This window comes from Nocardia goodfellowii, from assembly GCF_017875645.1.
In the GTDB taxonomy this organism is placed as follows: domain Bacteria; phylum Actinomycetota; class Actinomycetes; order Mycobacteriales; family Mycobacteriaceae; genus Nocardia; species Nocardia goodfellowii.
Map to the genome: position 1 here is coordinate 4322092 of NZ_JAGGMR010000001.1, position 21366 is coordinate 4343457.

General features: G+C 67.2%; 23 protein-coding genes. 13 read left to right on the forward strand and 10 right to left on the reverse strand.

Features of this window, described 5'->3' with window-relative positions; translation table 11 throughout:
- Positions 1–25: 25 nt before the first annotated feature.
- Positions 26–841 carry an ABC transporter permease gene (locus tag BJ987_RS19805; RefSeq protein WP_209898751.1) on the forward strand — a complete coding sequence of 272 codons (816 nt, stop codon included), beginning with the start codon at positions 26–28 and terminating at the stop codon, positions 839–841.
- Positions 842–1179: 338 nt separating this feature from the next.
- Here BJ987_RS19805 and BJ987_RS19810 read toward each other — a convergent pair whose 3' ends face one another.
- Positions 1180–1515 (reverse strand): RNA polymerase-binding protein RbpA, encoded by a 336-nt coding sequence (locus BJ987_RS19810; protein WP_209892151.1) that lies wholly within the window; start codon positions 1513–1515, stop codon positions 1180–1182.
- Positions 1516–1684: 169 nt separating this feature from the next.
- Between BJ987_RS19810 and BJ987_RS19815 the strand changes: the two genes are divergently transcribed.
- Positions 1685–2044, forward strand: coding sequence for a hypothetical protein (locus BJ987_RS19815; protein ID WP_209892154.1), 360 nt, complete (start codon positions 1685–1687; stop codon positions 2042–2044).
- Here BJ987_RS19815 and BJ987_RS19820 read toward each other — a convergent pair.
- Together BJ987_RS19820 and BJ987_RS19825 are read right to left on the reverse strand one after the other, a co-directional pair.
- Entirely contained in the window at positions 2016–3089 is a 1074-nt protein-coding gene (locus BJ987_RS19820) for a hypothetical protein (protein ID WP_209892157.1), read from the reverse strand. The two genes, BJ987_RS19815 and BJ987_RS19820, sit on opposite strands and share 29 nt — an antisense overlap.
- 175 nt (positions 3090–3264) lie before the next feature.
- Entirely contained in the window at positions 3265–3975 is a 711-nt protein-coding gene (locus tag BJ987_RS19825; RefSeq protein WP_209892160.1) for a M23 family metallopeptidase, read from the reverse strand.
- 210 nt (positions 3976–4185) lie between these two features.
- On the opposite strand from BJ987_RS19825, the gene BJ987_RS19830 reads away from it, so the two are divergent.
- Positions 4186–4476, forward strand: coding sequence for an ArsR/SmtB family transcription factor (locus tag BJ987_RS19830; RefSeq protein ID WP_372446881.1), 291 nt, complete (start codon positions 4186–4188; stop codon positions 4474–4476).
- On the opposite strand, the gene BJ987_RS19835 is transcribed toward BJ987_RS19830, so the two are convergent.
- Positions 4473–5453 (reverse strand): glycosyltransferase family 9 protein, encoded by a 981-nt coding sequence (locus BJ987_RS19835; protein WP_209892164.1) that lies wholly within the window; start codon positions 5451–5453, stop codon positions 4473–4475. The two genes, BJ987_RS19830 and BJ987_RS19835, sit on opposite strands and share 4 nt — an antisense overlap.
- A 174-nt stretch (positions 5454–5627) precedes the next feature.
- Between BJ987_RS19835 and BJ987_RS19840 the strand changes: the two genes are divergently transcribed.
- From BJ987_RS19840 to BJ987_RS19860, 5 genes are all read left to right on the forward strand, one after another.
- Complete coding sequence (locus BJ987_RS19840; protein WP_209892166.1) at positions 5628–6041, forward strand: VOC family protein; 414 nt, start codon at positions 5628–5630, stop codon at positions 6039–6041.
- A gap of 82 nt (positions 6042–6123) precedes the next feature.
- Complete coding sequence (locus tag BJ987_RS19845) at positions 6124–6846, forward strand: HdeD family acid-resistance protein (protein ID WP_209892169.1); 723 nt, start codon at positions 6124–6126, stop codon at positions 6844–6846.
- 309 nt (positions 6847–7155) lie between these two features.
- On the forward strand, positions 7156–8601 hold the full coding sequence (locus tag BJ987_RS19850; protein WP_209892172.1) for a Y4yA family PLP-dependent enzyme: 1446 nt from the start codon (positions 7156–7158) through the stop codon (positions 8599–8601).
- Positions 8598–9917 carry a pyridoxal-phosphate dependent enzyme gene (locus tag BJ987_RS19855; RefSeq protein ID WP_209892175.1) on the forward strand — a complete coding sequence of 440 codons (1320 nt, stop codon included), beginning with the start codon at positions 8598–8600 and terminating at the stop codon, positions 9915–9917. The genes BJ987_RS19850 and BJ987_RS19855 overlap by 4 nt, the downstream gene beginning before the upstream one ends.
- Before the next feature lie 5 nt (positions 9918–9922).
- Positions 9923–11137, forward strand: coding sequence for an aminotransferase class V-fold PLP-dependent enzyme (locus BJ987_RS19860; protein WP_209892178.1), 1215 nt, complete (start codon positions 9923–9925; stop codon positions 11135–11137).
- A gap of 21 nt (positions 11138–11158) precedes the next feature.
- On the opposite strand, the gene BJ987_RS19865 is transcribed toward BJ987_RS19860, so the two are convergent.
- Genes BJ987_RS19865 through BJ987_RS19885 form a run of 5 tightly spaced genes read right to left on the reverse strand, consistent with a single transcriptional unit; the run spans position 11159 to position 16155 of the window.
- Complete coding sequence (locus BJ987_RS19865; protein ID WP_209892181.1) at positions 11159–12025, reverse strand: class I SAM-dependent methyltransferase; 867 nt, start codon at positions 12023–12025, stop codon at positions 11159–11161.
- 47 nt (positions 12026–12072) lie between these two features.
- Positions 12073–13254 (reverse strand): MFS transporter, encoded by a 1182-nt coding sequence (locus BJ987_RS19870; protein WP_209892184.1) that lies wholly within the window; start codon positions 13252–13254, stop codon positions 12073–12075.
- Positions 13255–13301: 47 nt separating this feature from the next.
- Positions 13302–14264, reverse strand: coding sequence for an ABC transporter substrate-binding protein (locus tag BJ987_RS19875; protein ID WP_209892187.1), 963 nt, complete (start codon positions 14262–14264; stop codon positions 13302–13304).
- A gap of 41 nt (positions 14265–14305) precedes the next feature.
- Positions 14306–15115 carry an ABC transporter ATP-binding protein gene (locus tag BJ987_RS19880; protein WP_372446882.1) on the reverse strand — a complete coding sequence of 270 codons (810 nt, stop codon included), beginning with the start codon at positions 15113–15115 and terminating at the stop codon, positions 14306–14308.
- The gene (locus BJ987_RS19885) at positions 15115–16155 is read right to left on the reverse strand and encodes a FecCD family ABC transporter permease (protein WP_245367287.1); all 1041 of its coding nucleotides are present in this window, start codon (positions 16153–16155) and stop codon (positions 15115–15117) included. The genes BJ987_RS19880 and BJ987_RS19885 overlap by 1 nt, the downstream gene beginning before the upstream one ends.
- A gap of 857 nt (positions 16156–17012) precedes the next feature.
- On the opposite strand from BJ987_RS19885, the gene BJ987_RS19890 reads away from it, so the two are divergent.
- Positions 17013–17237, forward strand: a complete 225-nt coding sequence (locus tag BJ987_RS19890) for a hypothetical protein (protein ID WP_209892193.1) — start codon at positions 17013–17015, stop codon at positions 17235–17237.
- A 90-nt stretch (positions 17238–17327) separates the two neighbouring features.
- Here BJ987_RS19890 and BJ987_RS19895 read toward each other — a convergent pair whose 3' ends face one another.
- Entirely contained in the window at positions 17328–18509 is a 1182-nt protein-coding gene (locus tag BJ987_RS19895) for a PP2C family protein-serine/threonine phosphatase (RefSeq protein ID WP_209892196.1), read from the reverse strand.
- Positions 18510–18648: 139 nt separating this feature from the next.
- On the opposite strand from BJ987_RS19895, the gene BJ987_RS19900 reads away from it, so the two are divergent.
- The 4 genes from BJ987_RS19900 (at position 18649) to BJ987_RS19915 (ending at position 21210) form a co-directional block, all read left to right on the forward strand.
- Positions 18649–19131, forward strand: a complete 483-nt coding sequence (locus tag BJ987_RS19900; protein ID WP_209892199.1) for a MarR family winged helix-turn-helix transcriptional regulator — start codon at positions 18649–18651, stop codon at positions 19129–19131.
- 272 nt (positions 19132–19403) lie between these two features.
- On the forward strand, positions 19404–19754 hold the full coding sequence (locus BJ987_RS19905; RefSeq protein ID WP_209892202.1) for an STAS domain-containing protein: 351 nt from the start codon (positions 19404–19406) through the stop codon (positions 19752–19754).
- A gap of 221 nt (positions 19755–19975) precedes the next feature.
- Positions 19976–20284, forward strand: a complete 309-nt coding sequence (locus tag BJ987_RS19910) for an STAS domain-containing protein (RefSeq protein WP_209892205.1) — start codon at positions 19976–19978, stop codon at positions 20282–20284.
- The gene (locus BJ987_RS19915; protein WP_209892208.1) at positions 20281–21210 is read left to right on the forward strand and encodes an anti-sigma factor RsbA family regulatory protein; all 930 of its coding nucleotides are present in this window, start codon (positions 20281–20283) and stop codon (positions 21208–21210) included. The genes BJ987_RS19910 and BJ987_RS19915 overlap by 4 nt, the downstream gene beginning before the upstream one ends.
- Positions 21211–21366 lie beyond the last annotated feature (156 nt).

Genomic DNA, 21366 nt, shown 5'->3' on the forward strand with positions numbered 1-21366 from the left:
GCCGAAACCGCCTGCGAAGTCCGCGATGGCGCCCGAGGTCGCCGAGCCGCCGCTGCGGGTCTTCCGGGACAGCGCGATCGTCGCCTACCGAAATCTGCTGACGATCCTGCGGGTGCCGACGCTGCTGGTGACCGCGACCATTCAGCCGCTGATGTTCGTGTTCCTGTTCGCCTACATCTTCGGCGCCTCGCTCGGCGGCAGCCAGTACCGGGAGTTCCTGCTCGCCGGAATCTTCACTCAGACAGTGGCTTTCAACGCCGCGTTCACCACGGTGGGTCTCGCGGGCGATCTGCACAAGGGCATCATCGATCGGATGCGCACGCTGCCCATGTCGCGGATGGCGGTGCTGATGGGCCGCACCCTGTCGGATCTGGTGGTCAATATCCTCAGCCTCACGGTGATGGTGGGCTGCGGCTATGTGGTCGGCTGGCGGATCAACGGCGGGATCGCCGATGCCGTCCTGGCTTTCGGCATCATCCTGTTGTTCGCCTTCGCCATGTCCTGGGTGGGCGCGCTCACCGGCCTGCTGTCGCCGACGGTGGAGGTAGCCCAGAGCGCCGGACTGATCTGGCTGTTCCCGCTCAGTTTCATCTCCTCGGCGTTCATCTCCGCCGAAACCCTGCCCGGCCCCCTGCGCACGGTCGCCGAATGGAATCCGATCACCGCGGTGTCCGCGGCGGGCCGCAAACTGTTCGACAACGGCGCACCGCCCAGTTTTGCCCCCGCCACCGGGTGGGCCGCCGAGCACTGCGTCGAATACGCGATCGGCTGCTCACTGCTCATCCTGGCCGTCGCCGCCCCCCTCGCCCTGCTCCGCTACCGCAAAGTAGCGAGCCACTAGAGAAGGACGGGCCGATGGCCGACGGGCTCAGCGCAGCTGACATCCAAGACATCTTGGAAAGTCATAGCAGAGGGACGATCGCGATCGAGATGATCTGCCGAGATAATGGGCTACGATGGCCGACCGACGACGAAATTGATACTGAGATTCGGGCCCGTATGGGTTTGGACGACGAGGACGAGGGAGCCGACCCGTGATCACTCTTACCGCCGCTCAGCTGAAGGAGCTGGCTCGATTGATCGCCGCTGGTGAGTTTGCCAAGCCAGCTCGTTGATCCGATCCCGCTGCATGTAAAAGGCCGCTTCCCAAGGGAAGCGGCCTTTTACGTTGCTGTGCGACTACGCCCGGCGGCGGGTCTTCAGAAGTTCCAGGCGCTCCTTGAGCAGCTCCTCGAGCTCTTCCTTGCTGCGGCGTTCCAGCAGCATGTCCCAGTGCGTGCGCGGCGGCTTGACCTTCTTGGTCTCCTGGGTGGTGCCCTCCATGAGGGTGCCCTCCTGGCCGTTACGGCACAACCAGGTCGGTGGGATCTCGGCATCGTCGGCGAACGGCACGTCGAACTCTTCACCGTTGTCGGTGCGATACCGGGCGATCCGACGCGGAGCCAGGTCGTGGTCGCGATCGGTCTCGTAGCTCACCGCTCCGAGCCGACTGCCCCGGAGTACGCGATCTGCCATGGTGTGCCTCTCCCTGTGTGCTCGTGGACCTCGCTGGACCATCCAGTACAACGGCCAGCCGGTGCGGATTAGTTCCCGCAGGCTGGCAGCGACGGTGAACCCAGCCATTGTAGTTGTTGGCGTGTCGTGGTTTTCCCACGCCTCACCCGAGGCGTTACTGTTCTGCCTCATGTCGCGCCGCTTGCTGTCGTCCTGCCTGTGGTGTGGGCGGGAGATCGTGGATTCGGGATCATCCGGTCGCTCCGCGGGCTCCGCTCCGGCTGCGGGGCGTAAACGCCGGTACTGCCGGCAATCCTGTCGTCAACGCGCCTACGAACACCGCAACAGTCTGAAGGGAACCGGGATTCCCGACGACTCGGTGGTGCTCAGCGCGCAGGAGGCCGCTGACCTGGCCGATCGCTGGTTCGCCGCCCGCTGCGCGGCCGAGGACGTGGCGACCGCGATCAGCGAGGGCGCCGGCGCGGAGGAGCTGGCTGTGCTGAGCAAAACCCTGGTGGAGCTCACGCGCGACGCCGAGCGTCTGCGCTAGGCCGACCCGTCGCCCGGCCCTCATCGAACCGCCGCTGGTACACCGCGTACCCGAGCAAGCCCGTACCGGCGAGGACACCGCCGAAACAGGCGAGCGTGATGCCGTCCGGGCGGAGCAGTGCTTGGGCGCGCATCGCCTGGAAGAACGTCACTGCGAACAGTCCGGTGTAACCCAGCGCGAGCACGCCGATCAGGGCGGCGCGCGTGCGCTCGGCGCGCAGCCAGGCGTATCGGGGCGCGAGCCAGGCCAGCACGACCACCGCGAGCAGCAGCACCTGGATGCCGTGCAGCCCGAGGAAGTGCGGGATGCGCAGGTCGCCGCCGACGGTGCTCCAGCCGATGATCGGCAGGCCGGCGTCGTCTCGGGCGGCTTCGGTGCGCGCGGATTGCTCCAGCACGGTGTGCCCGGCGACCAGTTCCATGCTGTTGCCGTCGGCGTCGAGCACCCGCTGGGTACCGGTGAACCCCATCAGGTAGGCCTGTGCCATGCCGAGCACCGCCAGCGCGAGCCCGGCGTGGATCGCCCGCGTCGTCGGCCGGTCCACCAGCTTCTGCCAGGAAAGAATCAGCACGATAACGAGATTCGCGAGGAACAGACCTGGTACACCGGACATGAAGATCTTCTGGCCGATGACGTTGACGGCGTCGACGTCGTGATTGTTGAAGTGGCTGTAGGTGCCGCGCGCGGCTTGCAGGGCGATGAACCCGACGTCGGCGAATCCGGTGATCGCGAAGGTCGTGCCCAGCCACCAGGTGGCCCGGGATCCGCGGTGCGGTAAGGCCAGCAACCACGCCAGCGTCAGCCCGTAGAGCGCGAAGGCGAAACCGAACTTCAGCGGCTTCACCCACACCGACTCGCCGAGCAACATCCGGTCGTCGAAGACCACGCCCGCGAAGGAGCACGCCACCAGCGCGCTCATCGCGACGACCATGTACATCAGCGGGCGGTGCAGCGGTCCGCTGATCCGAGCCTGCTCCGGCGCGGCCCGGCGGTGCCGGGGGAGGCTGGAATCCGGTGCTGCCGAAGGAATCTCGATCGTGGACATGCCTCGAAATTAGGATTCGGGGGCACTCGGGTACCTCCCGCTACAGCGCCATTCCCGGCTAGTACCGGAGTGCTAGCACCCTTCGGCACGCCGAATGCCCCGCGAACGACGATGTTCGCGGGGCATTCCGGGCATCCGCCGGTCCCTCATCGACCGGCGAATACCGGGGGTGGGCTTATTCGCCGCCGATGCTCTCCACCGGAACGCCGCGCTCGGCGAGCCAGGGGGCGGGGTCGATCGGGCCGATCTCGGGGTGGTGCACTTCGTAATGCAGGTGCGGACCGGTGGAGTAACCGCGGTTACCGACGGTGGCGATGAGGTCGCCCGCCTGGACCTGCTGGCCGACGTGCGCCAGAATGTCGTTGACGTGCCCGTAGACGCCGACGGTGCCGTCGTCCTGCTGCACGCGCACCCACATGCCGAAGCCGCTGGCGGGGCCCGCTTCGATGATGACGCCGTCGGTGACCGCGACGATCGGCGCGCCGAGGGCGTCGCCGAAGTCCAGACCGGCGTGCATGGCGCCCCAGCGGGTGCCGAAGTTGGAGGTCAGCGCGCCCGCGACGGGACGGACGGTGCGCGGCCGGTTTTCGATGGCCGGCTTGTGCGGCTCCCACGGCAGCGTGCCGGGGGCGAGTTGGGGGAGTTGCGGAAGTTCGGGCAGGGTGAACGCGACGGCTTGGGCGGCCTGGGTCTCGGTGCTGAGATCGACGGACTTACCGGCGTCCAGGCGACCGGTGTCGTCCATGTGCTGGTCGGCACCGGCCAGGATCGCGAGCGAAGCGGTGACAACCGCTGACACGGTGGCCACCTTGGTGGCGGCGGCGCGGCGGCGGGCAAGCTTGGAGCCGCCGGTCCGCCGCGAAGATAACGGATCGGTTACGGGCATGATTTGAACGTACGGGAGGGTTATCCACCGCCCGTAATCTTGTGGCTACCGTCACAGACGGCTAAAAGCCCTGTTCGAAGATCACGAAGGGGTAACGAGCAATCTGCGATTCGGATACGACCTGGGAAAACATACTTCTTCCCCGAATTCGCCAAAAGTATGCCAATCGATCACACTACTTAAGTGCCGACTAAAGGAGTTCGGGCGCTCGTGGCGCTCTCGGATCCCACTCGGCGGGCCATCTTCGAGGCGCTGCCGCAGGCGCCGCGCGCGGTCGGAGACCTGGCGGCGACTCTGGGAATCAGCAGCTCAGCAGTGTCGCAGCAGTTGAAAGTGCTGCGCGAAGCCCGGCTGGTGATGATGCGCCAAGACGGCAATCGCCGCCTCTACTCGCTGGACCCGCGCGGCCTCGCCGACGCCCGCGACTATCTGGAACAGTTCTGGCCCAGTGCCCTCGCCGCCTACTCGGCGGCGTTGAGCGAAGCCGAGAGCCGGACCTAGCCGACCCGGCGATACGGCGTGCGGCGGCGCTCGGTGCCCGGCCAATGTCGCTGACCGAGTTGTTTGTCGACGGCGGCGATCACCTCGGTGACCCCGATCCGGAGCAGTCCGGCGTCCGGGGTATCGGCGTCCGGATCCCCGATCTGCCCGGCCCACAGCACGACGTGCCGTCCCATCAGGTGCGGCGGTGGCCCACCCCAGCGCGGCGGCGTCGGCCCGAACAACTGCACCGTGCGGGTACCGAACGCGGTGGCCAGATGGGCGGCGCCGGTGTCACCGCACACCACCAGCGCGGCCTCGGCCACGGTAGCGGCGAATTCCAGCAGGCTCTGATCACCGGCGAGCACGTGACTGCGCGGCAACCCGGCCCGCGCGGCCACGCTCGAGGCGATGTCGCGCTCCGACTCGTCACCGGTCAGCACCACCTCGCGGCCCAGCACCAGCAGATGACGGACCACCGCCGCGAACCGATCGGCGGGCCAGCGCCGCGCCTTCTTGCCCGCTCCGACATGGACGACGACGCAGTCGCGGTGGCTGGTGGTGGACACCGGCGGAACCAAGCCGAGATTGCGGCGGTCGGCGGTGATCCCGTCCGACTCCATGAGCCGGCACCAGCGCTCCACGGGATGCATATCGGTCTGCCAGACCGGGCCCTCCAGCTCCGGGAAGGCCGGATTGCGGTAGCTCAGGATCCGATCGGCATCGGTCTTGGTCAGCTCCACGATGCTCTCGGTGCTGGGCCAGTGCAGATTCACCGCGAGCTGCGGCGGGGGCTCGTCCCAGCGCAGCGCGCCCAGTTCCGGGGTCGGCACGATCGCGTCGACGGCCGCGGTGAGGTCGATGATGGGTTTGAGGCGGTGCGGGGCGGCTAGAACTATGTGGTCGCGCGGCTTGGCCCGGCGCAGCGCACGAAGCGCCGGGACTGTGGTGAGTAGATCACCCAGCCCGCGTGCCTGCAGCACGAGTACTACCGCCACCCTCTTCTCCTAGCCACCGATAGACGCACCGAACCCGACCCCTCGAAGAGCCACTCCGAGATGACTTCCCCAGCGGGTCAGGCGGTAAACCCCGGCTGAGGTATGCGTTACCCATCGCACACCCGAGCCGGGCGCAGTAACCTCGCAGATGGCACCTACGGCAAGGAGCGTCCGATGGTCTCCAAGCTCAATCCCTATCTCGGTTTCGGTGACACCGCGCGCACAGCGCTCGAGTTCTATCGCGAGGTATTCGGCGGAGAACTCACGATCAGCACCTTCGGCGAGTTCGGCGACGTGGCGGGTGACGGCGCCGATCTGGTCATGCACGGGCAGCTGGAGACGCCCAGCGGCTTCACCCTGATGGCCGCGGACACTCCGCCCGGTATGGATTACCAACCGGGAAGCAGCATTTCGGTCAGCCTCAGCGGCGACGACGGCGAGGAGCTGCGCGGCTACTGGCAGAAGCTGATCGCGGGCGGCACCGTCACGGTGCCGCTGGAGAAGCAGATGTGGGGCGACGAGTTCGGTATGTGCCGCGACAAATTCGGGGTCGACTGGATGGTCAATATCGGCGCGGCCGCGCCGTAGTCCCTTCGCGGCCGTCATCGGTACCTCGGCGCGTCATAGCAAATTTTCGGCGAACTATTTTTCCGCGGCCTAACATCGCGGCATGACGACGACAAACGGTGCGACCGAGGGCCCCCTGCAGACGCTCGCCAGAGGGGCATGGCAAACCATTCTGCTGTTGGGTGTCCTATCGGTGGCGCTCGGCGTGCTGGTCCTGGCTTGGCCTGGGCAAACCGCCGTGGTCGCCGGTGTCATCTTCGGCGTCTATCTGCTGATCAGCGGTGTCCTGCAGCTGATCGCGGCGTTCGGCGCACCGGCGCGGGCCGGTCTGCGAGTGCTCGCGTTCGTCAGCGGCGTCCTGTCGATCATCATCGGCCTCTTCTGTTTCCGGGACGAGCTCACCGCGGTGTGGCTGCTCGGGCTCTGGATCGGTATCGGCTGGCTGTTCCGCGGCATCAGCTCGCTGATGTCGGCGGTCTCCGAACCTCGACTACCGGGCCGAGGTTGGGTCGGCTTCTTCGGTGTGCTGACCGCGATCGCCGGCATCGTGCTGATCATCTGGCCGTTCGAGTCGGCGGTGACCCTGGCCTGGGTGGCCGGCATCTGGCTGGTGGTGCTGGGCATCATGGAGATCATCACCGCGTTCCGGGTCCGCTCGGACGCCCGTCTGCTGCAGGTCGCCTCGGACTATCGGCCCGCGCAGCACCGCACGTCCGAGTACCGGCCCTCGGCCGCCGACGCCACGATCTATCGTTCCGGCGAGCACGCGCCCGCCGCCCCGCGCCCCCAGCAATTCCGGAACCCGGAAACCCACGACACGATGTAACCGAGCCTCGATCCATCGGGCGTCCGAAAGGACGCGAGTAACTTTTCGGCGTGCCGCCCTCCGCGGCACGCCGAATACTTTTGTGTGGCAGGGAGGGTGCGGCGGCTGAGTCGTTGCCGCAGCGGTCTTTCCGGCGCTGAGGGTTGCGCGATGCGGGCGAACAGGCGATTATATCAAGATCGGGAATCGTTTTCATTAAGCTGTGGTGTAGCGGCGCCGACCGGGACGGTTCGGCAGGGTTCACCGTCGGTCTCCAGCCTTGGTGCCGTGTCATGCTGGAGTCGGCGGGGGTGTGAGATGGGGTGCATAGTGGAAACGAATCTGTTTCTGAGCCCGCTGGTCAGCGGGTTGTTGCGGGAGGTCCTCGATAAGCCCGACGCGCTGTTCGGCATGGTGGAAGCATTGGGGTCGCCACTCAATGTGGTTGTGCCCCAGCGGATAGCGGAGAACGCCAACGAATACCGGGCGGTCTACCAAAAACATCGGCTCAGCGGCAGCGTCTATTTCGCGCACAAGGCCAATAGATCCAGTGCGCTGATCCGCGAGCTGGCGGCGGGGGACATCGGTATCGACGTGGCCTCGCTCGGCGAGTTGCGGCACGCGCTGGAATCCGGATTCAGCGGTGACCGGATCATGGCGACCGGACCCAAGGACCCCGACTTCCTATGGCTGGCAGCCAGAGTGGGCGCTGTGGTCAACGCCGACTCCCGGGAGGAACTGGCGGAACTGGCCGCTCTGGTCGAGCGCCGCGGTCTGCCGGTCGTGCGTGTAATGGTCCGGCTGTCGGCGTTCGATTCCCCGGGCGTGAAAGTGCTGAGCCGGCCGAGCCGTTTCGGCGTACACCAACGCGAATTGGCGGGCGTGCTCGACGATCTCGAACAGTGCCGAAGCGCCCTGGATTTGATCGGGGTCGCCTATCACCTCGACAGCAACAGCGTCGAGGAAAAGGCGCTGGCACTGGAGGGCTGCCTGCGCGCCATGGGCGCGGCGGTCGCCCGGGGCTTCGCGCCGCGGGCGATCGACATCGGCGGCGGGTTCGGCGTGAATTACCTGGCGCACCAGCGGGAATGGGAGCGCTACACCACCGAACTGACCAATGCCGTGCTGGGCGCGCGAGATTCGATGACCTGGCAGAACCACGGCTACGGCCTGCGCGCCGAGGCAGGGACGATACGCGGGTCCCTGGGGGTGTATCCGAGCTATCGTCCGGTCGCCGGCGCCGGCTACCTCGACGAATTACTGACTCGCACGGCTCCGTCGCTGGGCAGGCCATTGGCGACCTTGCTGCTGGAAAACCTCTACGACCTGCATATCGAGCCGGGACGCGCGCTGACCGACCAGTGCGGTCTCACCGCGGCCCGGGTCGAGGAGGTTCGCACCACGCACACCGGCGATGTCCTGGTCCGCGTGGCCGCGAACTCGCGCGACATCAGTATCGAGGATCATGCCGTGCTGATGGACCCGGTGCTCCTGGCGGCTCGGCCCGCACCGGGGCCGCCGGTCGCGGTCTATCTGACGGGCAACCTGTGCCTCGAGGACGACCTGATCACGCGCCGGAAGGTGACGCTGGCGCAACTGCCGGCTCCCGGCGACCTGCTGGCATTCGTGAACACGGCGGGCTACTTCATGGACTTCGCCGCCGACCACGCGCTGATGCAGCCCATCGCCCGCAAGGTCGCCGTGTACCCGGCTCAGGACGGGTGGAAGTGGTGTCTGGATGAACAGTACTGGCCTGGGAAAGGTGACCGCGCATGAAGTACGACAGCATTCTCGAGGTCATCGGGGATACCCCGCTGGTCCGGATCGACGAGAACGTCCACGGGCTGCGCAATATCGACCTGTACGCGAAGCTGGAGATGCTCAATCCGTTCGGTTCGGTCAAGGATCGGCCGGCCTGGAATATGGCCCGCGCCGATCTGGCCGGCGCGATCGAGCGCGGGGACGCGATCGTCGAGTTGTCCAGCGGTAATACCGCCAAGGCGCTGGCGATCATCGCGGCTATGCACGGGTTGCCGTTCAAGAGCGTGACCAACCGGATGAAGGTCCCCGAGATCAAGGATCTGCTGTTGCTGCTCGGCGCGCAGATCGAGGAACTGCCGGGGCAGACCGAGTGCCTGGATCCGACCGACACCGAGGATCCGCTCACCCGGATGTACCGGATGCTCTCCGAGGAGGGCAGCGGATACCTGCACACCGATCAGTATTTCAATCCGCGCAATCTCGACGCGCACCGCAGCGCCACGGGCCCGGAGATCGTCAAGGATCTCGACGGCCAGGGCCCGGATATCTTCATCGCCTGTGTGGGTACCGCGGGCTCCTCCACCGGCGTCGCGACCGTGCTGCGCGAACACAATCCGGATGTGCGGGTGCTCGGGCTGGTCGCGCACAAGTCCGATTTCATCCCGGGAATCCGCAATATCGACGAGGTCAACGAGGTGGGCCTGTTCGACCCGGCGAACTACGACACGATCCAGTCGGTGACCGCGCAGGAAGCGATCGACGGGATGCTCACCCTGAACCGCCGCTGCGGCATCCTCGGTGGCCCTACGGCCGGGGCGGCCTATTTCGGCGCTGTCCGCCATCTCGCCGAAACCGACGCGACCCGCACCGAGCGCGCCACCGCCGTGTTCATCGTGTGCGATCGGGTCGAGAGCTATATGAGCTACATCCGCCGGTACCGCCCGGAACTGTTGAACCAGCCGGCTCTCGGCATCGCGGCGGACACCATCACCGACGCCGAAACCGCGGCGGTGACATCGTTGGATGTCGCGCAGGCGCGGGAGTGGATCGCCCGGGACCGGCCGCTGGTCGTCGACCTGCGCGGGTCATTCGCGTACTCGGCCTTGCACATCGAGAACTCCATCAACATCGTGGATGACCTCTTCGACGAACTCCTGCGCGGCGGACTGCCTTTCGGCGCGAGCCGGCCGGTCCTGCTGGTCTGCCCGATCGGCGAGAAATCCGTGCGCTACGCGGCGCTGTTGCGGCGCATGGGTCACCGGGATGTGCGCAGCCTGCGCGGCGGTGTCGTGGCATGGCGTGACGCGGGCGCGCCCCTGGTCCGGGACTGAGTGCGATGGCGACGACGACAACAACCAGTGTGTTCGACCGGCTGGCGGACTGGCAGCGCGACGTGCGCGGTGAGTTCCCGATCCTCGCCCGGCAACCGGACCGGATCTATCTCGACAGCGCGGCCACCGCGCAGAAGCCGGGCGCGGTGCTCGACGCGGTCACCGAGTTCTTGACCACGATCAACGCCAATGTGGGTCGCGGTTCCTACCCGTGGGCGACCGCCACCGGCGGCCGGATCGAGGCGGCCCGGGACAGCGTCCGCCGCGCGCTCGACGATCGCAGCACGGAATCGTCGGTGGAGTTCGTCGGTGGCACCAGCCACGGGTTGCGCACCGTCGCCCAGGATTGGCTGGCGGAACTCCTCGAAGACGGGGACGAGATCATCGTCCCGTTCGGTGACCACCAAGCCAACCTGCGGCCCTGGCTGGACCTGCGCGATGACCTGGCCCGCCGCGGCCGCACGGTGCGGGTGGTGGCGATGCCCGTGGACGCGGCCTCGGGTGACTACGATCATCGCGCGCTTCCGTCGGTGGTGACCGCGCGCACCCGGTTCGTCGCGGTCACCCACGTGCATCACGTCTTCGGCGCCGATATGAACGTGCATCGGATTCGCGAGGCGGTCGGGCCGGAGGTGGCGATCTGCTTGGACGCCGCGCAGAGCGTCGGCCATCGGCCGGTGTCGGTGGCGGATCTCGATGTCGATTTCGTAGTGTTCTCCGGTCACAAGATGTTCGCGTTGCCCGGGGTCGGCGCGGTGTGGGCGCGGAATCGGCGCGGGCCCCGGTTCGCGGTGCGCGGCTGGGCGGGCACGCCGAATACCGCCGGGATCATCAGTGTGGCAGCCGCTTTCGACTGGCTCGACAAAACCGGACTGTCCGAGATCCAGGCCTGGAACACCGCGCTGTGCGCTCGGTTGACCGATGAACTGAGCCGGCTGCGCGGCATTCAGGTGCTCGGCTGTCAGAACAGCCTGACCGCCTCCTCGCCGGTGCAGCGCAGGGAGAGCATCGTGACTTTCCGGCACGAACGGGTCCGGTCCGACGATCTGGGCTTCGTCCTGGCCGACGCCGGGATCATGGTGCGCGCCGACAGTCATTGCCAGGCCGGGCGTGACGCGCGGGACCTCGCGGTCCGGGTCAGCGTCCAGGCGTACAACACACCCGAGGAGATCGATCGGCTGCTCGAGGTGGTGCGCAGGTGTGAAGGGATGGCGTCGTGAGCAGCATTGCCCCGGTGGACATCACCGCGGCGCGCGCCCCCAGAACGCCGTGCGGGCGGTGAGCAGCGCCAAGTCGGTGCGCCGGCCCAGCCAGTGCGCGCCGGTCGGGTCGAGCAGCAATTCCCAAGCGGCCGCGTCGTTTTCGTGCAGGTACGGCTTGGCCCGGTTCACCCGCGCGGCCAGTTCGTCGAGCACCACCGTGCGCACGTCGTCGGAGAGTGGAGCGGGATAGTCGACCAGTGCCGTGCGACTGGTCACCGCCGTCAACCCGGCCGCGGTCATGATCTCGGCCCAGCCGCGCCGTGGCCGCCGCGCGCCCGCCCGGCCCGAGAACCATTGCGTGGACCAGCGGTTGTGCGCCTCGTCGAGCCGTATCTCCAGGCCGGGCAGACCCACCCCGACGTCCCAGGGCAGGCATCGGGCCGGTAGGCCGCCTTCGGCCAGGCAGAGCACGCCGCCCGGCCGCAACAGCCGCGCCAAAGCGCGAACGGACGCCTCCCAATCGAGGGTGTGGTGCACACATGCCGAAGACCAGAGGGCGTCTACGGGTTCGCGCACTGGCGGTGCACCGCGTTCCAGATCGTGCAGGATCGGTCGGATCCGGCCGTCGACTCCCGCCGCGCGCGCCGCCGTCATCGTGGCCTCGAGCATGGTCGAGTCGAGATCCACGGCATAGACGCGACCGCGCTCGCCTACCGCCTGAGCCAGGGCCACCGTGGCCGAACCCGCGCCGGGACCGAGGTCGACCACCACATCCCCCTCCATGACCTCGAGCGGAGACAGCAGCTGCAAGGTCGAATCGAGGAAGACCGATTCGGCGGCGGCCGGGTTGTCGGTGGAGGTTCCGGTGCCCGGCCGCGCGATCTTCGACTGCTCGGTAGAGGTCATCCGTTAATGATAATGATCTCCATTAGCTTGTACAGCCGGTGGGGGTATTACGCCGTGTCGCGGGCGTCGTCGGTCCCGCGAAGGACGCGCAGAAGTGCGAGTGCCAGGGCGGTCGGCAGGCCCAAGGCGATGGCTAGGCCGGTGTGTCCCGCCAGGTCGAGCCCGAGACCGCCCAGCAGCGCTCCGGCGAATACCCCCAGGCTCATGCCCGCGGCGTTGACGCTGAACGCGATCGTCGACAGCTCGCCCCCGAGACGCGCGAGCAGGGTGGTCAGCTGCGCGGCGACGACCGCGTGACTGAAGCCCATCAGGGCAGTCCCCAGGAGCGCGGCCGGCAACGCCGGAGCGTGGAAGACGCCGAGCACGGCGACGAGAGCGCCGAGCAGGCCGACGGCCAGCGTGGTGCGCGGGCGTCGGCCCATCGCCGAACCAGGGTCGCGGACCCATCGCCCGGTCGCGTAGTTCCCGAGGAAGAAGGCCGACCCGCTGAGCGTCCATACCAGCGCGAAAGTCGTTGCGGAATAGGCTAACCGGTCATGGTAGAAGACCGCGAGGAACGCGAGGTAGCCCATGAACGAGGTGGTGCGCAGCGCGGCGATCGCGATGAGGACGAGGAGATCCGGTCGAGATCGCAGCCGTCGCCACGAGTCGGCGTAACCGGTCGGCATCGACGGCGATGCCGGACTTCCGCCAGCCCCGGCCCGGAGAAAGCCGGCGGCGATGAGCGCGCTCACCGCCGCCGTGATCCACAGCGCGCCTTGCCAACCGCGCCAGACGCCGAGCCCGCCGATCACCGGTCCGGCGAGTACCGCCGCCAGCGACTGGGTCGCGGTGACCGTGGTCGCGGCTCTGCCCATGTTGCCCGGATCGGAGAACCTGGAGGTCGCCAGTGTGAGCAGGGTCGGCGTCAGCACCGCGGTGGCCAGTCCGATGCCCACGCAGAACGCGATCAACGCCGCGAACCTCCCGGAGGTGGCCAGCAGACTCGTCCCGGCCAGCAACCCGAGCGCGGCGGCGGCGACATGTTGCCTGGGCCATCGGGTCAGCAACGGCGCCAGCGCGATTCCCGCGACGAGCGCCGCGAGACCACCGAGGCCGCGCAGAAAGCCGACCTCGGCCTCGCTCGCCCGTACGGTCGCGGCGATAGGCACCAGGAACGTCGAATAGATCGTGAACGGAAACAGGCTGATGATCGCGGCGAGCAGTACCAGCCAGAGCGCTCGAACCATTCGACGGTCGGACACCGGTCCGTCGTCGGTGCATGTCGGCCCGGCGGTCACCTCGCGGCCGTGTACTCGCGCAGATACGCGGCGAACTTCTCCAACCCGTCGATGTTGCGCGGACTGGAGATGCCCTCGTTGTAGTCGAGAACGAAGAAGTTGTTCGCGACGACGGCGGGCAGCGCGGCGGTGGCCGGGTTGGTTTTCAGGAAGTCGATCTTCTGCTGTGCCGGCGCGTCCTGATATTCGAGGATGATGATGACTTCGGGCGCGGCGTCGACCACCGCTTCCCAGCTCGTCGCGGTCCACCGGGCGGGGACGTCACCGAAGACGTTGACACCGCCCGCGAATCGGATGATGTCGTTGGGTGGGACTTGGCTCGCCGCGGTGTAGGGCTTGTCGGTGCCCGAGTCGTAGAGGAAGACCTTGACCGGCGGTCCGGTAGGCGCTTTCTCGCGGACCTCGGCCACGCGCTGGCGGTATCGCTCGATCAACGCCGTCGCGCGTTCCCGCACGCCGAAGATCTGGCCCAGCCGCTCCAGGTCGGTGTAGAGACCGTCGAACGGTGTGTGGCGCTCGGGGAAACCCGGGTAGTTGAAGCATGATTCGGCGTGCATGAAACTTTGGATGCCCAGCGTGTCCAGGATCTCCGGCGTAATGCCCCGGGCATCGGAGAAGCCCGAATTCCAGCCCGCCACAACGAAATCCGCGTTGGCGTCCACCACCAGTTCCCGGTTGAGCAGGTCATCGCTCAAGAACTCGACCTTCGCGTAGTCCGCCGCCCAGGGCGACTCGGTCACCGGAGGGTTCGCGGGCGGCAGCACATAACCGTGGACATGATCGGCCAAACCCAACGCGAACATCTTGTCGGCGCTGCCGCCCTCGTAGACCACCGCGCGCTGCGGGACGGTGTATTCGACGGGCTCCCCACAACGCTGCACGGTGGTTTTCGCGCCTGCCGCACCGGCGGAGTCCTCGATGTTGGCACCACAGGCGGCCAGCAGAAACGTCGCTGCCACGACCGTGACCAGGCGCCGTCGCGGGGCAGGGGTAGGTGTTTTCACAGGGGTCCTCCCGGAACCGCGGTCGTCATGGATGGGTGCTTGCCGGGCAGCGCGAACAAGATCTGCGGGGCGCCCGTGAGCGGGTGCTCGACCACCGCGACCTCGACGCCGAATACTTCGGCGATCAGTGCCGGTGTCAGTACTTGTTTCGGCGTACCCGCCGTGATCAGCCGGCCGTCGGCGAGAACACCGATCCGATCACACGCTGCCGCAGCGAGATTCAAGTCGTGGAGTACGACCAGGACCGTCGGTGCCGCCGCCCGGAGCATCCCGAGCAATTCGATCTGGTGGCGGATGTCGAGATGATTCGTCGGTTCGTCCAGAATCAGGATGCTGGGCTGCTGGGCCAGCGCGCGGGCCACGAGCACTCGCTGCCGTTCACCGCCGGAGAGCTCCAGGATCCCGCGCTCGGCGAGATGGATGACGTCCAGCCGCGTCATGGCGTCCCGGACCAGTTCACGTTCGCGGTCGTCGAGCTGTTGGTTACCGCGCTTGAACGGCGCCCGTCCCAGCGCGACCACCTCGGCCACGGTGAAATCGAAGTCGGCCCCGCTTTCCTGGGTGAGCGCCGCCACCCGCTGGGCGGAATCGCGGCGTGAAAGCGTCGACAGCTCGTCGTTCCCGACCCAGATGGCACCGCCACTCGGTTTCAGGGCGCGATAGACGCAGCGCAGGACGGTGGATTTGCCGGAGCCGTTGGGGCCGATCAGTCCGAGGATCTCACCGGAGGCAGCCGCCAGGTCGAGGCTCCGGACGATCTCGCGGCCGTCGATCCGCATGGTCAGATTTTCGACGTGTAATCGCACTACGCGCCTCCGAAGACGTAGGCCTTGCGGCGCATCAACACGATGAAGGCCGGTACGCCGACCAGCGCGGTGATCGCCCCCAGCGGAAGCTCGCGGGGTGCGACGACGGTGCGGGCCAGCAGATCCACCCAGACCATGAGGATCGCGCCGAGAAACGGAGCGACGAGCAGCAGCCGGGCATGCGCCGCGCCGACGATCATCCGGGTGATATGCGGAACGATCAGGCCGACGAACCCGATCGTGCCGCTGACGGCGACCATCGCGCCGGTCAGCAGCGCGGTGAGGAGGAACATGCCGCGCCGGGCGGCCAGGGTGTCCACGCCGAGACTGGCGGCCGTCTCGTCGCCGAGCGACATCACGTCCAGCACGCGGCTGTAGCGCGCCAGCACCGCGATCCCCAGTACCGAGACCGCCGCCACCACGGGCAGCGAACCCCAGGTAGCGGCCCCGAACGATCCCATCGACCAGAACAGCACCGTGTTGGTGGCCTCGCCGGTAGGCGCGAAGTAGATCAGCACACTCATCACAGCCTGGAAGCCGAACGCGAGTGCTACTCCGGTGAGTACGAGTCGCAGCGGTGTCACGCCGAGCCTGTTGTACGCCACGGCGTAAACGAGTGCGGTCGCGGCCAGCGCGCTGAGGAACGCCCCCACCGAGACGGCGTAGATACCCAGACCCGCCAGGGCGCCGAACAGCGACACCGTGACCGCCCCGACCGAAGCGCCCGAGGAGACCCCGAGAATGTATGGGTCAGCCAGCGAATTGCGGACCAGTGCTTGAACCACGGCACCTACGGCACTGAGCCCCGCCCCGACCACGGCGGCGAGCAGCACCCGCGGAGTGCGGATTTGCCACACGATCTGATAGCGGCTCGCGTCGGCGAGATCCACGCTGCCGTTGGTCACCGCGGCCCAGAGGAATCGGGCGGTTTCGGTGGGATGGATCGACGCCGAGCCGAACCCGATGGCGACCAGCGCCGAGGCGGTGAGGACTACTCCCAGCGTCGCCACCAGCACCGCGGTGCGCGCCGGGGTCGCCAAGCCGTCCTTCGGGGCGCCCGTGCCCAGCGCTGCGGGGCCGCGTACCGCGTTCTGCGAACTCACGTGTCATCTCTTACTGCCGAAGATATTGATAATGATTACCATTTCGGGGTAATTGTCTCAACTCGTCGGTTCCCGGCGGCCATCCGCGCCGGAGGATCATGATCCGGGCGCGCTCTCGAGCCGATGACACTTGCACTCATCTGGCGTGAGTGCTAAAACAAATCTATGTCAAGCGGCATAGGTTATCTGAGTCGGTAAATTGAATACTGCGGTCGGCGGCAAGGCGCCAACGCCTGGCCCCCGACCGGACTCGGCACTTCTACCCGAGGAGTCGCGTCATGAGCACCACCACCGATATTCGATCACCGGACATCCTGGACGCGCGATTGCTTTTGCTCGATCCAGACGTCGAGGCGCTGTTCAGCGCAGTAGAGCAGATCCTGTGCGAAGCCCTCGACCCGGTGCGGGTGACGGGGCGAAGCAGAGGTTCGGCGCCTGGATCACCCGCGTCGCGGTGTGCGGCGGATCCGGTGGAGCCCGCGCGGCTCAGTGGGCGTCGGCCCAGAACCGGAAGACCCACCGAGCGTGCACCTCCGCCGGATACCAGGGGTCTATGGGTTCAACAGGAAAGAGATCAATCGAAAGTGAGGTGATGACTACATTCGAAAGAACCAGGGACTGAACACATGTCACATCACTCTTCCTGATGGCGGGGTGGGCCGGGCGCTGGTCGCACAGCCCACCCCTACCGCCGCCGACCGAGGGGGCCGAGGCGTGGACATTCGCGCGATCCCTTGATGGCCCTGCTCAGGCCGCTCCCGACGAGTTCACCTGCATACGAAGAGGATTCATCCATGGCGCTATGGCACGCACACCATTATCTTCTGGTTCTGCTCACCACCTTGGCTGCGCTCGCCGTCGCGGGTGTCCCGCCGATCATTCTGCTGATCGTGCCCGCGATCGCCGCGGTCGCGATCTTGGCCATGCTGATACGCCAACCCCTACCCGAACCCGGCAACCACCATGGGACGGCGGACCCGGTGCGCGCGGCAGCGGACCGCCCCGAAGCTACCGCCTAGCGCATGATGTGCGACCCGTGCGCGGCGGGAAACACTGCCCTGCGACACCTTCCGGCGGCATCGTGAGGCGACCCAGGTGAGTGCGTCACTTCACTCCTCGCGGGGTCCGCTCCAATCGATACAGACCACGACGGCGTCGTCGAGCAGGTCGGTGCCCTCGTGGTAGTCCAGCAACTCGGTGATGATGGCTCGCGCGGCCTCGGGGGCGGGCAGGTTACTCGACGCGTGGATCGCGAGATCGAGGTTGGTCGTGCCGTATTCGACGCCGGTGGGCGCCTGCGCGGTGTGGACTCCGTCGCTGACGATGACCAGCCGGTCGCCGGGCTCGACCTGGAAGGTTTGCTCGCGGTAGTCGGTGCCGTCGAACATGCCGAGCGGCAACTGTGCCTCGAACGAAATCAGTTCGACCGCGCCGTCGCGCAGCCGCAGCGCGCGCGGCGAGCCCGCGTCGACGACACCCACCCGGCCGGTGGCGATCTCGAAGCGCAGCAACAGCGTCGACACATGCTGGCTGCCCCCGTACTGGGCGTAGACGGCCTGGTCGGCCAGGCAGGCCTGATCGGCGATGTCCAGGCCGGCTCGGCGTGCGTTCCGGAGGGCGCTGATCGCCAGGTTGGTCAGTAGCGCGGCTCCGATGCCCTGGCCCATGCCGTTGGATACGGTGACGGTCAGGTACTCCGCCGAGGTGCTCCAGTCGAAGTTGTCGCCGCCGATGGTGTAGGCGGGCTCGAGCTGCCCGCCCAGGGTGTATTCCGCACGGGCGCAACCGCGCCCGGGCAGCAGTTGCCATTGCATCTCCGCGGCCAGGCTGAGGCGTTCCCTGCGGCGGGCTTGCAGGTAGAGGTCGGTGTCGCGTTCGGCGACGATCAGTTCGTGGCCCAGCATGGTGCCCAGTCCGGCCAGGATGTCCTGTCGGTCGCCGCTGGGCGCGGACGGCAAGTGGGCTCGCAGGATGCCCAGCCGGTCGCCGCGCACGGTCACTGGCAGATGGATCACGACGCCTTCGGCTCCCGGTCCGGGTTCCAGGAGCACCTGCTGAGCGCTGAACGCGCGCCCGGCGGTTGTTGTCCTGATCGCCAAAGGTGTTGCGGTGTGCGGCAATTCGGTGACCGGTTGCAGCACCGACAGGCGGTAGTCGGCCAGCAGCAGGTCCACCGAGGTCGCGGCGAAATCCTGCTGCAGCGTGGCCCGGAGCACGTCGAGCAGTGCGTGGGGTGCGCTGGCGCGCAGTGCCCGCTCGGCGTGCCCGAGCGAGTCACCGGTGCGAGTCATGTGGCCTCCGAGAGTCGGCGCGCCCCCGAGGGCTACGTTGCTGCGGTCGATCGCAACGATTGTCGCGCGACATAAGTTAGATGACGTTACCGCGTGCCAGGGGTATCGTCGCACCGGGCCGACGTGTCACAGTAGTGGCATGAGCAGTGCGCGGCGGCCGGACCGATCCGGGACCGATCTTGCCGCGACCCTGGAAGAAGCGGCGGCGCGCCTGGTAGTGCTGTGGGGCCAGGCTCAGCAGGCTGTCGGGACTCGGGTGTCCCCGTCGCAATTGCAGGCCCTGACCATTGTGCAACGGCACGGCCAGATCAACCTCAACGGGCTGGCCGCCGAACTCGACGCGATGCCGTCCTCGGCCAGCCGGCTGTGCGACCGGCTGCAGGCGGCGGGATTGCTTGCCCGCACCGCGAGCCCGGCCAACCGCCGGGAAGTGATGCTCGCGTTGACCAGGGACGGCCAGCGGTTGCTCGCCGAGATCAGTACCACCAGGCGGCGCGCGCTGGCCCAGGTCCTGCAGGGGATGAGCGCCGCTGGGCGCGTGGCCCTGCTGACCGGGCTGGAGGAATTCACCGCCAGCGCCGAGCAAAGCCCTGTCGTCGCGGATCAGCAGCGTCGAGCCTGACCGGCCCCGCGGTGATCGTTAGTTTCCGTGCGGCAATCGATCAGATATCTGGCGGCTACGGCGTCGAGAGCCCATGGCGGAGAAGGCAATCAACCGCAACTGACGCTGACGGTGTGCGGTGGCCGAGTGTGTGCGATCGTCGAGGGTCGCCACCCAGCAGGGTCATTGTCCGGGCGCGCGAATGTTGCCCCGGGGTTGGCTCGTCAACATTTGTCATGAGACAATCGTTTGGTGGATCGCGCCGGACCGATCCCGTGGAGGTGAGGTCGGTAGTGAGTTCATCCAGCGCCGTCCCGGCGATAGGCCCGAGGTCACAACGGTATCGCAACATCGGACCGGGTGAGGTGCGGTGTTTTCCGCAGGAAGTGCCCCCGCGGGTGGCACTGCGCGGCGAGATCGACTTGACCACGGGTCCGCAGCTGGACCTGGCCTATCAGGAACTCGCGCAACTCCCTGCGGGCGATGTCGTGCTCGACCTGACCGAAGTCACCTTCCTCGGATGCGTGGCACTCCGCCTCGTGTTCGGGCTCACCGCCCGACTGGCGCCGACCGGACACGAGGTCGTCATTCACGCGCCGAGCCCGCCCGCCCGGCGCCTGCTCGAGCTCGCGGGCTTCCTGTAGGGACCGCTCGAATGCGATCAACTGCCCCGCGAGAGATCCGGTAACGCGGTCACCGCGTTCGACGACTAGATTTTTGTGCGTGGGTGCGTGCCCGGATACTCTGTGTAGCCGGGAAGTTGATTCTTCTCCGGTCTGGTTGTAATAGTCACGCTGCGACGGTGATGCAGGCGTCCGAGTGCGGATGCTCCCCGCGCGGCAGTCGAGTCAGAAGGGTATCGAGCATGGCTGCTCTAGAGGTGAAGCCATTGCCCGATCGTCCCGGACTGCGGGCCAGCGGTGAGATCACCGCGGTGACCCGATCGTCGTGGGAAGGCGCCTTGGCGGAGTTGGCTCGGCGGCATGCGGATGTGTCGTTCGTCGAGCTGTCGGAGGTGGAGTTCGTCGATGTGTCCGGGGCGACGGCGTTGGCGGTGACCGCGTTGAACTTGACCGCCGGGCGGGTCGTGATAGAACGCCCGCCGTCACATTTGTCGCGCGTTCTGGAATTGTTTTGGCCGAACCTGCACCGAATCGAGGTGACGCCGCGATGAGCGCACCTGCCGCGAGTGAGGCGTTCGTGCATCCCGCCCTGTTCTATCGCACCGCCGAGGAGTACACGCAGCAGACCGTGTCCTTCCTACGCGAGGGCATGGCGGCGGGTGAACCGATGGCTGTCGCCGTGCCCGGACCCAACCTGGAATTGATCCGGCGCGGGATGGGCTCGGCGGCCGAGGACATTGTGTTCCTGGATATGACCGAAGCCGGCCGCAATCCCGGACGGATCATCCCCAAGGTGCTCCGGGGATTCGCCGACGCGCATCCGCAGGGGCGGGTGCGTATCATCGGCGAGCCGATCTGGGCTGGGCGCAGCGTGACCGAGTATCCCGCGTGCGCACAGCACGAAGCCCTGATCAACGCGGCCTTCGAGGGACGTCCGGTCACGATCCTGTGCCCCTATGACGAAACCCACCTGGACGCGGCCGTCCTGGCCGACGCGCGAGTGACCCACCCGACGCTGATCAGCGGAGGCCTCGAGCAGAGCAGCGACTCCTACGATTGGCAGTCGGTCGTGGCGCGCTACAACGAACCGCTGTCCCCGGCACCGAATGCCGCTGTCTTCTCCTTCGGCGAGGCGGAACTCCGGGAAGTCCGTTACTTCGCGGTGGAGCAGGCCGGACGGTTGGGCCTGACGGGCACGCGATTGCAGGATGCCGAGTTGGCGGTCGGTGAACTGACCACCAACAGCGTCGTGCACGGTGGCGGCAGCGGCACACTCGCGATCTGGGCCGAGCAAGGTCAGGTCGTGTGCGATATTCGCGACGGCGGCCGGTTCACCGATCCGCTGGCCGGTCGCAAACCACCGGAGCCGGGACAGCTGGGCGGCCGGGGCTTGATCCTGGTCAATTACATGGCCGATCTGGTTCGGGTGCACACCAGCGCCGAGGGCACGACGATCCGCTTCTACCTCAACCTCTGAAGCTCCGAAAAATCTGATCTGTAGACGGCTTCACCACGTACGCGCACGGCGTAAAGTCACCGTGCGGGTGGGTCTTCCGCAACCGGCGACACATCGTTCGTCGCCGAATTCTCGTGTGGCGTGGCGACGGTTCGGCGTGCCCGCCAGGGCCGGACA